The sequence below is a fragment of the Pseudomonas sp. TMW22089 genome (assembly GCF_022496645.1).
In the GTDB taxonomy this organism is placed as follows: Bacteria; Pseudomonadota; Gammaproteobacteria; order Pseudomonadales; family Pseudomonadaceae; genus Aquipseudomonas; species Aquipseudomonas paraversuta.
Genome location: NZ_SCFG01000014.1, coordinates 37,146 through 51,757, shown reverse-complemented (window position 1 = coordinate 51,757; position 14,612 = coordinate 37,146). Strand labels below are relative to the sequence as shown.

General features: G+C 59.4%; 10 protein-coding genes. 5 read left to right on the top strand and 5 right to left on the bottom strand.

What is annotated here, in order from left to right; translation table 11 throughout:
- Window positions 1-8 precede the first annotated feature (8 nt).
- A complete protein-coding gene (mfd, locus tag EQV90_RS14430) occupies window positions 9-3,458 on the bottom strand; it encodes a transcription-repair coupling factor (protein WP_240878310.1) in 3,450 nt (1,149 codons plus the stop codon).
- Between the two features lie 287 nt (window positions 3,459-3,745).
- Between mfd and EQV90_RS14425 the strand changes: the two genes are divergently transcribed.
- Window positions 3,746-5,209: a glyceraldehyde-3-phosphate dehydrogenase gene (locus tag EQV90_RS14425; protein ID WP_029612746.1), complete on the top strand. Its 1,464-nt coding sequence runs from the start codon at window positions 3,746-3,748 to the stop codon at window positions 5,207-5,209.
- Between the two features lie 452 nt (window positions 5,210-5,661).
- Here EQV90_RS14425 and EQV90_RS14420 read toward each other — a convergent pair whose 3' ends face one another.
- Both EQV90_RS14420 and EQV90_RS14415 read right to left on the bottom strand, forming a co-directional pair.
- Window positions 5,662-6,960 (bottom strand): MFS transporter, encoded by a 1,299-nt coding sequence (locus EQV90_RS14420; protein WP_003446635.1) that lies wholly within the window; start codon window positions 6,958-6,960, stop codon window positions 5,662-5,664.
- A 154-nt stretch (window positions 6,961-7,114) separates the two neighbouring features.
- Window positions 7,115-7,678 carry a chalcone isomerase family protein gene (locus EQV90_RS14415; protein ID WP_240878309.1) on the bottom strand — a complete coding sequence of 188 codons (564 nt, stop codon included), beginning with the start codon at window positions 7,676-7,678 and terminating at the stop codon, window positions 7,115-7,117.
- A 321-nt stretch (window positions 7,679-7,999) separates the two neighbouring features.
- Here EQV90_RS14415 and sthA point away from each other — a divergent pair, with 321 nt between their 5' ends.
- Window positions 8,000-9,394 carry a Si-specific NAD(P)(+) transhydrogenase gene (gene sthA, locus EQV90_RS14410; protein ID WP_003446640.1) on the top strand — a complete coding sequence of 465 codons (1,395 nt, stop codon included), beginning with the start codon at window positions 8,000-8,002 and terminating at the stop codon, window positions 9,392-9,394.
- A 42-nt stretch (window positions 9,395-9,436) separates the two neighbouring features.
- Here the strand turns inward: sthA and EQV90_RS14405 are convergent, their stop codons facing one another.
- A complete protein-coding gene (locus tag EQV90_RS14405; protein ID WP_003446642.1) occupies window positions 9,437-10,159 on the bottom strand; it encodes a glycerophosphodiester phosphodiesterase in 723 nt (240 codons plus the stop codon).
- 31 nt (window positions 10,160-10,190) lie between these two features.
- Window positions 10,191-10,775, bottom strand: a complete 585-nt coding sequence (locus EQV90_RS14400) for a PilZ domain-containing protein (protein WP_240878308.1) — start codon at window positions 10,773-10,775, stop codon at window positions 10,191-10,193.
- A 94-nt stretch (window positions 10,776-10,869) separates the two neighbouring features.
- Here EQV90_RS14400 and EQV90_RS14395 point away from each other — a divergent pair, with 94 nt between their 5' ends.
- Genes EQV90_RS14395 through EQV90_RS14385 form a run of 3 tightly spaced genes read left to right on the top strand, consistent with a single transcriptional unit; the run spans window position 10,870 to window position 14,116 of the window.
- Window positions 10,870-12,120 carry a lipoprotein-releasing ABC transporter permease subunit gene (locus tag EQV90_RS14395; RefSeq protein WP_003446647.1) on the top strand — a complete coding sequence of 417 codons (1,251 nt, stop codon included), beginning with the start codon at window positions 10,870-10,872 and terminating at the stop codon, window positions 12,118-12,120.
- A 7-nt stretch (window positions 12,121-12,127) separates the two neighbouring features.
- Complete coding sequence (lolD, locus tag EQV90_RS14390) at window positions 12,128-12,811, top strand: lipoprotein-releasing ABC transporter ATP-binding protein LolD (protein ID WP_165439647.1); 684 nt, start codon at window positions 12,128-12,130, stop codon at window positions 12,809-12,811.
- Window positions 12,812-12,871: 60 nt separating this feature from the next.
- Window positions 12,872-14,116, top strand: coding sequence for a lipoprotein-releasing ABC transporter permease subunit (locus EQV90_RS14385; RefSeq protein WP_060781737.1), 1,245 nt, complete (start codon window positions 12,872-12,874; stop codon window positions 14,114-14,116).
- The last annotated feature ends 496 nt before the right edge of the window (window positions 14,117-14,612 follow it).

Here is a 14,612-nt window from a genome sequence, read left to right as displayed (position 1 = left end):
TACTTCATTCAGGGCGACTTCGGTGTCAGGCGCTCAAACAGCGCCTCAATAGTGTTGAAGCGTTCTTCGGCACGTTCCATCGGCACCATGAACTTGAACACGGTGGCGCCTTCGAATTTGTAACGGTTGGGCTGGCCTTGAATCAGCTTGATCAACACCAGCGGGTCAACCGGGGTGTCCGCGGCAAACTCGATGCGTCCGCCCTGGGGGCCGGCATCGACCTTTTTGATCCCCAGTTGTTCGGCCTGCAACTTGAGCAGGGTAATGCGCACCAGATTTTTGCTTGGCTCGGGCAGCAGGCCAAAGCGGTCGATCATCTCGACCTGCAAATCCTTGAGACCGTCTTCGTCGCTGGCATTGGCAATGCGTTTGTAGAGGATCAGCCGGGTGTGCACATCCGGGAGATAGGCTTCAGGAATCAGCGCCGGTACCCGCAGGTTGATTTCCGGCCCGCCGCCCAGGGGCTGGTCGAGGTTGGGCTGTTCGCCCTTGCGGATCGACTTCACCGCGCGCTCGAGCATTTCCATGTACAGGGTAAAGCCGACGGCCTGGATCTGGCCGCTTTGGCCGTCACCGAGCAGTTCGCCCGCACCACGGATTTCCAGGTCATTGGTGGCCAGCACAAAGCCGGCCCCCAAGTCCTGGGTATTGGCGATGGCTTCCAGACGCTTTTGCGCGTCGCCGGTAATTTGCTGGCGCGGGGGTGTCAGCAGGTAGGCGTAAGCCTGGTGGTGACTGCGTCCAACCCGGCCGCGCAACTGGTGCAACTGAGCCAGGCCGAACTTGTCGGCGCGCTCGATGATGATGGTGTTGGCGCTCGGCACGTCGATGCCGGTCTCGATGATGGTCGAGGCGATCAGCACGTTGAAACGTTTGTGATAGAAGTCGCTCATCACCTGTTCGAGTTCGCGCTCGCGCATTTGCCCGTGGCCGATACCGATCCGTGCTTCTGGCACCAGCTCTGCCAGTTCCGCGGCGCATTTCTCGATGGTTTTGACATCGTTGTGCAGGTAGTAAACCTGGCCGCCGCGTAACAGTTCACGCAACAACGCCTCTTTGACGGTGCTGTTGTTCTGCTCCATGACAAAGGTGCGCACCGACAGGCGGCGGGCAGGCGGGGTGGCAATGATCGACAGGTCGCGCATGCCGGACACGGCCATGTTCAAGGTGCGCGGGATTGGCGTTGCGGTGAGGGTCAGAATGTCGACCTCGCTGCGCAGGGCCTTGAGCTGTTCTTTCTGACGTACCCCGAAGCGGTGCTCTTCGTCGATGATCACCAGGCCGAGGTTTTTGATTTTGACGTCGTCCTGCAGCAGCTTGTGGGTGCCGATCACGATGTCGATCTTGCCTTCGGCCAGCTGGGCCACGGCGGCGTTGATTTCTTTGGCCGATTTGAAGCGGCTCATTACCTCTACCGTTACCGGCCAGTCGGCGAAACGGTCGCGGAAGCTGTTGTAGTGCTGCTGGGCGAGCAGGGTGGTGGGCACCAGAATCGCCACCTGACGGCCGCCATGCACGGCAATGAAGGCGGCGCGCATGGCCACTTCGGTTTTGCCGAAGCCCACATCGCCACACACCAGCCGGTCCATTGGCTTGGGCGACAACATGTCGGCGCGCACGGCTTCGATGGTGGTTTGCTGGTCCGGGGTTTCTTCGAACGGGAAGCCGGCGCTGAAAGTTGCGTAATCGGCCTTCGGATCGGCAAACGCATGGCCTTCACGGGCAGCCCGGCGGGCATAGATGTCCAGCAGCTCGGCTGCCACGTCACGGACCTGTTCGGCGGCTTTGCGCTTGGCTTTTTGCCAGGTTTCCGAGCCCAGACGATGCAGCGGTGCCAGTTCATCGTCGCTGCCGGTGTAGCGGGCGATCAGGTGCAGGTTGGCCACGGGCACGTAGAGCTTGGCGCCCTCGGCGTATTCCAGGGTCAGAAACTCGGCCACCTGATTGTCGACTTCCAGCGTCGCCAGCCCTTGATAGCGGCCGACCCCGTGGTCGATATGTACCACCGGTGCGCCTTCGCGCAGTTCGGTGAGGTTTTTGATCACTGCATCGTTGTTGGCGTCGGCGCGTTTTTCGCGACGGCGACGCTGCATCACCCGTTGCCCGAACAATGGGCTTTCGGCGATCAGGGCCAGGGCCGGGTCGTCCAGCAGCAGGCCTTCATCCAGCGGCGCAATGGTAATGGCCAGGCGGTGTTTGCTGGCGACGAAGTCGGGCCAGTTTTCGACGTTTTTCGGGCGAAGTTTCAGACGTTCCAGCAGTTCGAGCAGCACTTCGCGGCGACCGGCAGATTCGGCGGTAAACAGCACGCGGCCATCAAACTGCTCTAGAAAGCCGGACAATGCCGCCAGTGGCTGATTGGCCTTGGCTTCTATCGCCAGATTCGGCAACGGCCGGGCCGGGAAGCGCTCGCGGCTGCTGCCAGTATCTACGTCGTCCTGGCTGGCGACTACCCGTGGCCAGTTTTTCAGCCGGGCGAAGCAGTCGTCCACCGGCAGGAACAGCTCGGCAGGGGGCAGCAACGGGCGGGACGGGTCGATGCGGCGTTCTTCGTAGCGGTTGCGCACGTCAGACCAGAAATTCTCCGCGGCCTGCTCGATACCGGGCAGCGAGAACACTTGCGTATCCCCCGGCAAGTAGTCGAACAGGGTCGAGGTTTCATCGAAAAACAGCGGCAGGTAGTACTCGATACCGGCCGGGGTGATCCCGCTGCTCAGGTCCTGAAAGATCGGGCAACGGCGGAAATCCACATCGAAGCGTTCGCGAAAGCGCGCCTTGAACCGGGTTACAGCATCTTTTTGCAGCGGAAACTCCCGGGCCGGCAGCAAGCGTACCGATTCGACCTTGTCGATGGAGCGCTGGGTTTCCGGATCAAAAGTGCGCAGGGTTTCGATTTCGTCGTCGAACAGATCAATCCGGTAGGGCAGTTTGCTGCCCATCGGGAACAGGTCGATCAAGGCACCACGTACCGCGAACTCGCCGTGTTCGTACACCGTGTCGACGCAGCGATAACCGCTGGCCTCAAGCCGGGTGCGCATTTGCTCGACGTCCAGCTTCTGGCCGATATCCAGCACCAGGCTGCTACCCAGCAAAAACCGGGTCGGAGCCAGGCGATGTAGGGCGGTGGTGATAGGCACTACCAAAACGCCATGACTCAGTTCCGGCAGCCGGTACAGGCTGGCGATGCGCTGGGAAATGATGTCCTGGTGCGGCGAGAACAGATCGTAGGGCAGGGTTTCCCAGTCGGGAAAATGCAGCACCGGCAACTCGGGCGCGAAAAACCTCAATTCCTGCTCCAGGCGTTCGGCGCTTTGGCTGTCGGCAGTCAGGAGCAGGGTGAAGCGCTGGGCGGCGCTGGCAGCTTCGGCGATTGCGAGGCTCAGGGCGGCACCGGGCAGATTGCCCCAGTGCTGTTTACCTGCCGTAGCAGGGAGTTTCGGTAGACGCAGGACGGGCACGGAAGGTTGAGCTCCAAGCGTTGCGACAAAGTCGGCAATTGTAACGGGCCAAGGGGCTGGCTGTCAGTTGCAGTCTTTAAAGGGGGGGTGAATTCTGTACGTGATACCGGACATGGGGCTGTCGCGGGGGAGGATCAAGGGCTGAAAACCCATGAAAACCAGGGTGTTATAAATTTTTTTACCTTTATTTGCTGGGGCTTAAACGTTTCAGTTCGGGCGTGTGACAGGCGTGCATTGCCCAGGCAGGGGCGCAACTGCATAATGTAGCCCCTTTTTTCAGCCCCTACATGTGGAAGGTTCCCGTGACTCAGAAGCCCGACCAGTGTCTTGGTGAATGGATCGACCGTGAAGCACTCGCAGAAGCGATGATCCCGCTAATCGGTCAGCTCTACCGCAATAACAATGTGGTGAGTTCGATCTATGGCCGCAGCCTGATCAACCGTTCAGTCATCGCGATTCTCAAAGCTCATCGCTTTGCCCGTCATCGCCAGTCCGATGACAGCGAATTGTCCGTACACGAAACTTTCCCTCTGCTTAAAGCAATGAGCGAGCTCAAGCTCGGTGCTGCTTCGGTAGACCTGGGCAAGCTGGCCGTTAAATTCAAGGCCGAAGCCAATGGCCGTACTGCCGAGCAGTTCGTGCGCGAAGAACTGGCCGATGTAGTGGGTCAGCAAAATGCTTCTGCCCGTAAAGGCACTGACGTTGTGCTGTACGGCTTCGGTCGTATCGGCCGTCTGCTGGCGCGCATCCTGATCGAAAAAACCGGTGGTGGCGACGGTCTGCGTCTGCGTGCCATCGTTGTGCGCAAAGGCGCCGAAAACGATCTGGTCAAGCGTGCAAGCTTGCTGCGTCGTGACTCGGTACATGGTCCGTTCGATGGCACCATCGTTATTGATGAAGTCAACAACACCATCACCGCCAACGGCAACCTGATCCAGGTGATCTACGCGAAGAACCCGACTGAAGTGGACTACACCCAGTACGGCATTCAGAACGCATTGCTGGTGGACAACACCGGTGTATGGCGTGACGCCGAAGGCCTTGGCCAGCACCTGGCTTGCCCTGGCATTGACCGTGTGGTGTTGACCGCGCCGGGCAAAGGCAAGCTGAAAAACATCGTTCACGGTATCAACCACGGCGAAATCACCGCAGACGACAAGATCGTTTCGGCGGCATCCTGCACCACCAACGCCATCGTGCCGGTGCTCAAGGCTGTCAACGACAAGTTCGGCATCGTCAACGGTCACGTTGAAACGGTTCACTCGTACACCAACGACCAGAACCTGATCGACAACTTCCACAAGGGCGACCGCCGTGGCCGTAGTGCCGCGCTGAACATGGTTATCACCGAAACCGGCGCTGCCACCGCTGCTGCCAAGGCTCTGCCCGAGCTGGCCGGCAAGCTGACCGGTAACGCGATCCGCGTTCCGACGCCAAACGTTTCGATGGCCATCCTCAACCTGAACCTTGAGAAGCCGGCTACCCGTGAAGAAATGAACGAGTACCTGCGCTACATGGCGCTGCACTCCGATCTGCACAAGCAAATCGACTACGTGAACTCCCAGGAAGTGGTTTCCACTGACTTCGTAGGTTCGCGTCACGCCGGTGTGGTCGATGCTGAAGCGACTATCTGCAATGACAACCGCGTTGTTCTGTACGTGTGGTACGACAACGAATTCGGTTACAGCTGCCAGGTAGTTCGCGTGATGGAAGACATGGCCGGGGTCAACCCGCCAGCGTTCCCGCGCTAAGCAACCGCCGCAACTGAAAACGCCCCGACTGGTTCGGGGCGTTTTTGTGTGCGCTGTAAAATTGTCAAAAACATCGCGAGGCGAGCTCGCTCCTACATGGTTTTAGCTGTTAGCCGGGATTGTGGCTTGAGCGGTGCGCAGTTCGTGTTTATTGCCGCGAAACAGCACTACGGTGGCAATCAGGCCCGGTGCAGTCGCCAGGCCAGTAGGAGCGAGCTTGTCTCGCGATCTTTTAGAAGATCAAAACATCGCGAGGCGAGCTCGCTCCCACATGGTTTTAGCTGTTAGCCGGGATTGCGGCTTGAGCGGTACGCAGTTCGTGTTTATTGCCGCGAAACAGCACTACGGTGGCAATCAGGCCCGGTGCAGTCGCCAGGCTAGTAGGAGCGAGCTTGTCTCGCGATCTTTTAGAAGATCAAAACATCGCGAGGCGAGCTCGCTCCTACATGGTTTTAGCTGTTAGCCGGGATTGCGGCTTGAGCGGTACGCAGTTCGTGTTTATTGCCACGGAACAGCACTACGGTGGCAATCAGGCCCAGTACCGCTGCGCCCGTCAGCCACAGGCCCGGTGCCGCCTTGTTGTCCAGTACGTGGATCAGGTAGGTGCAAGCCGCCGGAGTAAAGCCGCCAAAGGTCGCAGTGGCCAGGCTATAAGCCAGGGAGAAGCCTGTGGTGCGCACCTCGACCGGCATGATTTCGGTAAGGGCCACCACCATGGCGCCGTTGTACGAGCCATACAGGAACGACAACCACAGCTCGACGATCAGCAGATGGCTGAAGCTCGGGTTGGCCACCAGCCAGGACAGAGCCGGATAAGCAGTCAGGATCGCCAGGAGGGTCGCGCCCAGCAGCAGCGGTTTACGTCCTACCTTGTCGGACAGTGCGCCCATCACCGGCAGCCAGAAGAAGTTCGACAGGCCAATGCACACCGTCACCAGCAGGGCATCGAAATCCGACAGGTGCAGTTCTGACTTGCCGAAGGTCGGGGTGTAGGCGGTGATCAGGTAGAACGACACGGTGGTCATCACCACCAGGGCCATGCCGCCCAGCACCAGTCCGAAGTTCTGACCGATGGAACGAACTATTTCACGCAGGGTAGGGTGATGCGTTCGGGCTTCGAACTCAGGGGTTTCTTCCATCGATTTACGGATGACAAAGATCACCGGCACGATCATGCAGCCGATCAGGAATGGGATGCGCCAGCCCCAGTCACCCATGTCTTCCGGGCTCAGCCAGTGGTTGAGGCCAACCCCGAGCAGGCCGGCGAACACCACTGCCGCTTGCTGGCTAGCCGATTGCCAGCTAACGAAGAAGCCTTTGCGACCCGGAGTGGCGATTTCCGCCAGGTATACCGAAACGCCGCCCAGTTCCACGCCCGCTGAAAAACCTTGCAGCAAGCGCCCCAGCAACACCAGTAACGGGGCTGCGACACCCAGGGTGGCATAACCCGGCACACAGGCAATCAGCACTGTGCCCATGGCCATCAGGGCGAGGGTAATGATCAGGCCTTTGCGCCGACCGTGACGGTCGATGTAGGCGCCGAGAAAGATTGCACCCAGCGGGCGCATCAGGAAGCCTGCGCCAAAAGTAGCCAGGGCAAGCATTAATGAAGCGAAGGCGCTGTCGGACGGAAAGAAGGTTTTGGCAATGGCCGTGGCGTAGAAGCCAAAGACCATGAAGTCGAACATCTCGAGAAAGTTACCGCTGACAACGCGAAAAATCGCCTTGCCTTTGCCCGTACTGGAGCCCATCAGAAATCACCCGCTGTTATCTGTTTTATGCGTAATCCATGTTTTTTACTCGTCCACACTGCAAGATCAAGGCTTGTGCCGTTGTGCAAAACAGTTTTGTAACGATATGTGTATCCGTTGCTGTAGGCAACTGCAGTTGCAACTACAGGATGGCTCAGGGGGTATGCGCCAGCAGGGTCTGGCGCAGCTTTTCAGGAAGTCCGTCCGGGCCGAGCCAGATGCCGAGATAGGCCTTGGCCAGCTCCGGGTCAGGGCTGTTGAAGATGACTTTGCCATTGCGTTCAAGGTTCAGGCCGCGTTGCGGGTCATAGTCCAGGGCGTAGCGATCGCCCCGTTTGATATGGCCAAAGCTGGCCTGCAGTTGTTTCAGCGGTTGTTCCAGGCGGGCGAGGGTGGCGGCCGGCTGCTGGCGTTTGAGAATGGCTGCAGAAGCCCGTGTTACATCGCTGTGATCGAGGTCGCGCAGATAGAACAGTTCCAGGCGCATGGCGCGCTGTTCATCGAACGCTTGTTGCGGGGTGAGGCCGGGCCGGGTGAACAGTGCTGCGGCATAGATGTCGGCCCACAGATACGTCAGTACGATCTGGCCCCTGCGCTCCATGGGCTGCGAGCCTCCCTGCCACTGTGCGGCAAAGCCGGCTTGTTTGAGCTGCGCGGATTCATCGGCGAGGGCTGCGGCGCTAAAAGTCAGCACCAGGGCGATCAACAGCTGGCGCATGGACGCAATCCTGATCGATGGGTGGTTAAAGGTTATGCCAGTTTTGTGAAAGCATGACGAAGATCTGTGCAGGAGCGAGCTTGCTCGCGAGCATTTGATCTTGAAGAGCCCGCGAGCAGGCTAGCTCTTGCAGGGGGGGGCGCGCGTCTGAACGATGCGCCGCGGACAAAAATAGTTTTCGACCAGACCAAGGGTTAATGTTCGTGGCCTTCAGGCTTCTATAGACTGTGCCCCACGTTTTGATCCTTCATGCCGCTGGCCGCGACATGATTTAGCCGCAGGTGCCCAAATGGGGGCCGCGGCCTGTTCTGAGGAGTACGCATGGCTGTCTACAACTACGACGTAGTGGTACTGGGTTCCGGCCCGGCGGGAGAAGGTGCGGCAATGAACGCCGCAAAAGCGGGACGCAAAGTGGCGATGGTCGATAGCCGGCGCCAGGTGGGCGGCAACTGCACGCACTTGGGCACTATCCCTTCCAAAGCCTTGCGTCACTCGGTTCGCCAGATCATGCAGTTCAACACCAACCCGATGTTCCGGGCCATTGGTGAGCCGCGCTGGTTCTCGTTTCCGGACGTACTGAAAAGCGCCGAAAAAGTCATCTCCAAACAAGTGGCATCGCGTACCGGCTTCTATGCGCGCAATCGCGTAGACCTGTTCTTCGGTACCGGCAGCTTCACCGATGAGCAAACCATTGAAGTGGTGTGCAGCAACGGTGTCGTCGAAACCCTGATGGCCAAGCAAATCATCATCGCCACCGGCTCGCGTCCGTATCGCCCGGCCGATATCGATTTCTCTCACTCGCGTATCTACGATAGCGACACCATCCTCAGCCTGGGACATACCCCGCGTAAGCTGATTGTTTACGGCGCCGGGGTGATCGGCTGCGAATACGCGTCGATCTTCAGCGGTCTGGGGGTATTGATCGAGCTGGTGGACAACCGTGAGCAATTGCTCAGTTTCCTCGACTCCGAGATCTCGCAGGCGCTGAGCTACCACTTCAGCAACAACAACATCACGGTTCGCCACAACGAAGAATACGAGCGGGTTGAAGGCGTCGAAAACGGCGTGATTCTGCACCTCAAGTCCGGCAAAAAGATCAAGGCAGATGCCTTGCTCTGGTGCAACGGGCGTACCGGCAACACCGATCAGCTGGGTCTGGAAAACATCGGGATCAAGGTCAATGGCCGCGGCCAGATCAGTGTCGATGAAAACTATCGCACCACAGTGCCCAATATCTATGGTGCCGGTGACGTGATTGGCTGGCCAAGCCTGGCCAGTGCTGCCCATGACCAGGGCCGCTCCGCCGCTGGCAGTATTGTGGATAACGGCAGCTGGCGTTTCGTGAACGACGTGCCAACCGGTATTTACACGATTCCGGAGATCAGCTCGATCGGCAAGAACGAGCAGGAGCTGACCCAGGCCAAAGTGCCGTATGAAGTGGGCAAGGCGTTCTTCAAGAGCATGGCGCGGGCACAGATTGCCGGCGAGCCCCAGGGCATGCTGAAAATCCTGTTCCACCGTGAAACCCTGCAAGTGCTGGGCGTTCACTGCTTTGGCTACCAGGCATCCGAGATCGTGCACATCGGTCAGGCGATCATGAACCAGCCGGGCGAGCTCAATACCCTGAAGTATTTCGTCAATACCACGTTCAACTACCCGACCATGGCCGAAGCCTATCGGGTAGCCGCTTACGATGGCCTTAACCGGCTTTTTTGAGCGGCTCCGGCCGGTGGCCTGAGCCGGCCGGGGAGACCGATTTCAGCTTTTCCCGAGGGTGGCAGTGGCCAAACCGGGAAAGTCTGTAATCAGGCTATCTACGCCGAAGTCGGCGAGCCTGCGCATTAGTGCAGGCTCGTTGACCGTCCACACCGATACATGCAAACCCTGCTGTTGTGCTTTCTCAAGGCGCTCGGGGGTGCATAGCGTCCAGTTCAGCGCCAGCATGTCACAGCCATAACCTTGCGCGACCTTGATCGGGTCGAGCCAGGCGTATTCGGCTACCAGTCCGCGGGACAGGTCCGGGGTCAGCTCCAGCGCGGCCTTGAGCACCTCACGGGAGCTTGAGGTGACGGTGACCTTGTCCATGATGCCGTGGCGCACCGCCATTTCACGAATGGCCAGTACCGTGCTTGCAGCCCGGGTGCGGGATGCGCTTTTGACTTCCAGCTGCCAGTGCTCGAAGTTGCATTTCTCGAACAGCTCTTCAAGACGCGGGATCGGGCATGGCTGCATCCAGCCGGGGCCGCCTTTGCGCGCGTCATAGGTCGCCAGATCCGCTGCGGTATGTTCACTGACCTTGCCGCGGCGGTCGGTGGTGCGCTTGAGGGTCGAGTCGTGGATCACCATCAGCTCGCCGTCTTTGGACAGGTGCAGATCAAGTTCGCAGCGACGTACGCCGTGTTTGAGACATTGCTCAAAGCTGGCAAGAGTGTTTTCAGGTGCTTCGCCTTTGGCGCCGCGATGGCCGTAAATCAGAGTCACAATTGCTCCTTGGTGGGTAGCGCCTGAGTATTCATTCGGGCGCGGATTCGTGTTGTTCGCGGGCCAGGCGGCGTGCCTGTGCCTGTTTTTGCAAAATGTGGCGCGCTAACAACTGACGTTGGGTGTCGTTAAGGGATTCAAATTCGGTGTCGATGCTGTAGCCGCCGTCCTGCGCCAGGCATCGCACGACGCGGGCCCGCAGCAGCAGCCCCAGGGCTTGTGGCATCAGTACCAGTTTGACTGCAAGGTGGCTGTCGGTCGGGTAGGGGTGCGGGTGATGAAACTCGATTCCGCTTTCGGACAGCGTCACCGGCTGTAGCTCGCCGATTTGGCCCAGCACGGTTTGCGCCACGATCTGGCTCAGCAGATCGACGCGTTTGTTAAGGGTTTTCAGGTAGCTGGAAACAGTGCGGTCGCGCTCGCTGATCTGGCGCAGCAGGTGCTGGGACTCGAATTCGCTAAGGTGCAGCTCACTGAGTAAATTGAACAGTGGAGACGCATCTTGCAACACTTCGCTGGTAGCGGCTTCGGAGGCCCTTAGCGGGGTTATTTCCAGTGCGATCAGATCTTCGATACGGTAGTATTCGCGGCGATCTGCGTCATTTAATGTCGACATGGCGAACCCGTGATGGCGGCTGTGGTCTGAGTGTAAAGCTGCTTATCAGGCCCCGCCACAAGGACGTCTTCTTTTCCCTCGAACAAGCCCCGACATGTTCAGACCTCTCTTCGTATTTATCGGCACGCGTTATACCCGTGCAAAGCGCCGCAATCATTTTGTGTCGTTCATTTCTCTGACTTCAATGATCGGACTCGCCCTCGGCGTGGTCGTAATGATTGTGGTGCTCTCGGTGATGAACGGCTTCGATCATGAGATGCGCACCCGCGTGCTGGGCATGGTGCCCCACGCGACCATCGTTGGTGATCAACCGATCAGCGACTGGCAAAGCCTGGCCGCCAAGGTCCGGCAGAACCCCAAGGTGGAGGCGGTAGCGCCGTTCACCCAGATGCAGGGGCTGCTGACCCATGACGGCAATGTGCAGAAAGTAATGCTCAATGCCATCGATCCGGTGCAGGAACGCAAGGTATCGATCATTGACAAGTTCATGCTCGAAGGACAGCTCGACTCGCTGACCCCGGGCAGCTTCGGCATCATCATTGGTGACAAGGCGGCCAGGAAGCTCGGGGTTGCCATCGGTGACAAGCTGACCTTTGTTGCGCCGGAGGTCACCGTGACCCCGGCCGGGATGTTTCCACGCATGAAGCGTTTCACCGTGCAGGGCATTTTCCATGTCGGCGCGGGTGAAATTGACGGCTACCTGGGCGTGACCAACCTGCAGGATCTGGCGCGTTTGCAACGCTGGAAGCCTGATCAGGTACAGGGGTTGCGTCTCAAGTTTGACGATCTGTTCCAGGCGCCGCGTACGGCATGGGAAATCGCCCAGCAGCTGGGCGAGAGCCAGTATTACGCCCGCGACTGGACCCGCACCCATGGCAATCTGTATCAGGCAATCCGCATGGAAAAAGCCATGATCGGTTTGCTGTTGCTGCTGATTGTCGCCGTGGCCGCCTTCAACATCATTTCCACCCTGGTGATGGTGGTCAATGACAAGAAAGGCGACATCGCGATTTTGCGCACCCTGGGCGCCACGCCCGGCACCATCATGGCCATCTTTATGGTCCAGGGCACCGTTATCGGTGTGGTCGGGACCGCCATCGGCGCCGTGCTCGGCATGTTGGCGGCACTCAATGTGAGTGCTGCGATCTCGGCCCTTGAAGGCTTGATCGGGCACAAGTTTCTCAACGCCGACGTGTACTTTATCGACTACCTGCCGTCGCAATTGCAGGCGCAGGATGTGTTGATGGTGTGTGGCGCGGCATTGGTTCTGAGTTTCCTCGCGACCTTGTACCCGGCCTGGCGTGCTGCGCGCACCCAGCCTGCGCAGGCGCTTCGTTATGAGTGAGTTGGGCATGAAAGAACAAGCAGTGTTGAGTTGCCGCGACCTGGGCAAGAGCTACGAGGAAGGCCCGGAGTCGGTGGTGGTGTTGTCCGGCCTGCAGCTGGAGCTGCACCCGGGCGAGCGCGTGGCGATTGTCGGGACCTCGGGTTCGGGCAAAAGTACCTTGCTCAATTTGCTCGGCGGCCTCGATACCCCGTCTTCGGGCAGCGTGTGGCTGGCAGGCGAAGAGCTGTCGGCACTGGGCGAAAAGGCCCGCGGCCTGTTGCGTAACCGCTCGCTGGGCTTCGTTTACCAGTTTCACCACCTGCTGGCCGAATTCACCGCGCTGGAAAACGTCTGCATGCCATTGCTGATCGGTAAAACCCCGATCCCCGAGGCGCGTGAGCGTGCAACTGCGTTGCTGACCCGGGTTGGCCTGGGCCATCGCCTGGAGCACAAGCCGGCAGAACTGTCGGGTGGCGAGCGCCAGCGCGTGGCGATTGCCCGTGCACTGGTGAACAACCCGGGGCTGGTGATGCTCGACGAGCCCACCGGCAACCTCGATTCGCACACCGCCCAGGGCATTCAGGACTTGATGCTGGAGCTCAGCACCTCGATGCGCACAGCGTTCCTGGTGGTGACCCATGACATGAACCTGGCCCGCCAGATGGATCGCGTATTGCACCTTCAGGAAGGTCGTCTGAGCGCGATGTAATCGCCAAGCCCGGCGCCGTATTCCGGCGCCGGGTCTTTTATTTTTATACGGTGCCCGCGAATGTTCAGACCGTTATCGATTTTTATCGGCACGCGCTATACCCGTGCCAAGCGCCGCAACCGATTTGTTTCGTTTATCTCCATGACTTCGATGATCGGTCTCGCCCTGGGCGTACTGGCGATGATTGTGGTGTTGTCGGTGATGAACGGTTTTCAGCGTGAAATGAGCAACCGCATTCTCGGTATGGTGCCCCACGCGACCATCGTCGGCGTAAAGCCCATTGATGACTGGCGCCCGGTGGCCGAAGCGGCGATGAAGAATCCCGAGGTCACGGCCGCTGTGCCGTTTACCGAGATGGATGGCATGTTGTCCTACAAGGGCTCGATGCAGCCGATTCAGGTCAGCGGGGTTGATCCGGCGCTGGAAGGCCAGGTTTCGATCGTTGCCCAGCACATCGTGCAGGGCCGGCTTGAAGACCTGAAGCCCGGCGAGTTTGGCGTGGTGCTGGGAGACATTACCGCGCGACGGTTTCGCCTGGGTATCGGTGACAGAATCACCTTGATCGTCCCCGAGGCCAGCACCGCACCGGGGGGAATTACCCCGCGCCTGCAGCGCTTGAATGTGGTCGGTATCTTCAAGGTCGGGGCCGAGCTGGATGGCTCCATGGGCCTGATCCACGTTGCCGATGCCGCTGCCATGCAGCACTGGCAGCCGAATCAGGTGCAAAGCGTGCGCCTGGCGGTCAAGGATCTGTACGCGGCGCCCCAGGTGTCGAAGCAGGTGGCGGCCAGCCTGGGCGACGGCTACCGGGCGGATGACTGGACCCACACCCAGGGCAGCCTGTTCAGCGCCATGAAGATGGAAAAAACCATGATCGGCCTGTTGTTGCTGATGATTGTGGCCGTGGCTGCGTTCAACATCATCGCCACCTTGATCATGGTGGTGAACGACAAGGGGGCCGATATCGCCATCTTGCGCACCATCGGCGCCACCCCGCGTCAGATCATGGCCATTTTCATGGTCCAGGGCACGGTGATCGGTATTGTCGGTACCTTGATTGGCGGCGTATTGGGGGTGATTGCGGCGCTGAATGTCAGCGAGCTGGTGGGCTGGATGGAACGGGTTTCCGGGCAGCACATATTCAGCTCCGACGTGTACTTCGTCAGCAACCTGCCATCAGAGCTGCAAGGTGGCGATGTGGCGTTGATCTGCGGTGCAGGCTTTTTGCTGAGTTTTCTGGCGACGCTGTACCCTGCGTATCGCGCGGCGAAAATCCAGCCGGCCCACGCGCTGCGCTACTCCTGACCGCCCTTGACCTGACCTGTAGGAGCGAGCTTGTCTCGCGAGCTCTTCCTGAGTGCTGAAAAGCTCGCGAGACAAGCTCGCTCCTACAGTACGTACGGCCGCTCAATTTCCAGCCGTATCGCGCGGCGAAAATCCAGCCGGCCCATGGGCTGCGCTACTCCTGACTGCCCTTGACCTGACCTGTAGGAGCGAGCTTGTCTCGCGAGCTCTTCCTGAGTGCTGAAAAGCTCGCGAGACAAGCTCGCTCCTACAGTACATACGGCCGCTCAATTTCCAGCCGTATCGCGCGACGAAAATCCAGCTGGCCCACGCGCTGCGCTCCTACAGTACGTACGGCCGCTCAATTTCCAGCCGTATCGCGCGACGAAAGTCCAGCCGGCCCACGGGCTGCGCGACTCCTGACCGCCCTCAACCTGACCTGTAGGAGCGAGCTTTTTCTGAGTGCTGAAAAGCTCGCGAGCAAGCTCGCTCCTACAGTACGTACGAGCGTTCAATT

Excerpts from the sequence above, each read along its gene's own strand:
- EQV90_RS14420 (WP_003446635.1), bottom strand. The coding sequence starts at position 6,960 with ATGGGCTCCAGTACGGGCAAAGGCAAGGCGATTTTTCGCGTTGTCAGC.
- EQV90_RS14425 (WP_029612746.1), top strand. The coding sequence starts at position 3,746 with ATGTGGAAGGTTCCCGTGACTCAGAAGCCCGACCAGTGTCTTGGTGAA.
- lolD (WP_165439647.1), top strand. The coding sequence starts at position 12,128 with ATGAAAGAACAAGCAGTGTTGAGTTGCCGCGACCTGGGCAAGAGCTAC.
- sthA (WP_003446640.1), top strand. The coding sequence starts at position 8,000 with ATGGCTGTCTACAACTACGACGTAGTGGTACTGGGTTCCGGCCCGGCG.
- EQV90_RS14400 (WP_240878308.1), bottom strand. The coding sequence starts at position 10,775 with ATGTCGACATTAAATGACGCAGATCGCCGCGAATACTACCGTATCGAA.
- EQV90_RS14385 (WP_060781737.1), top strand. The coding sequence starts at position 12,872 with ATGTTCAGACCGTTATCGATTTTTATCGGCACGCGCTATACCCGTGCC.
- EQV90_RS14415 (WP_240878309.1), bottom strand. The coding sequence starts at position 7,678 with ATGCGCCAGCTGTTGATCGCCCTGGTGCTGACTTTTAGCGCCGCAGCC.
- EQV90_RS14395 (WP_003446647.1), top strand. The coding sequence starts at position 10,870 with ATGTTCAGACCTCTCTTCGTATTTATCGGCACGCGTTATACCCGTGCA.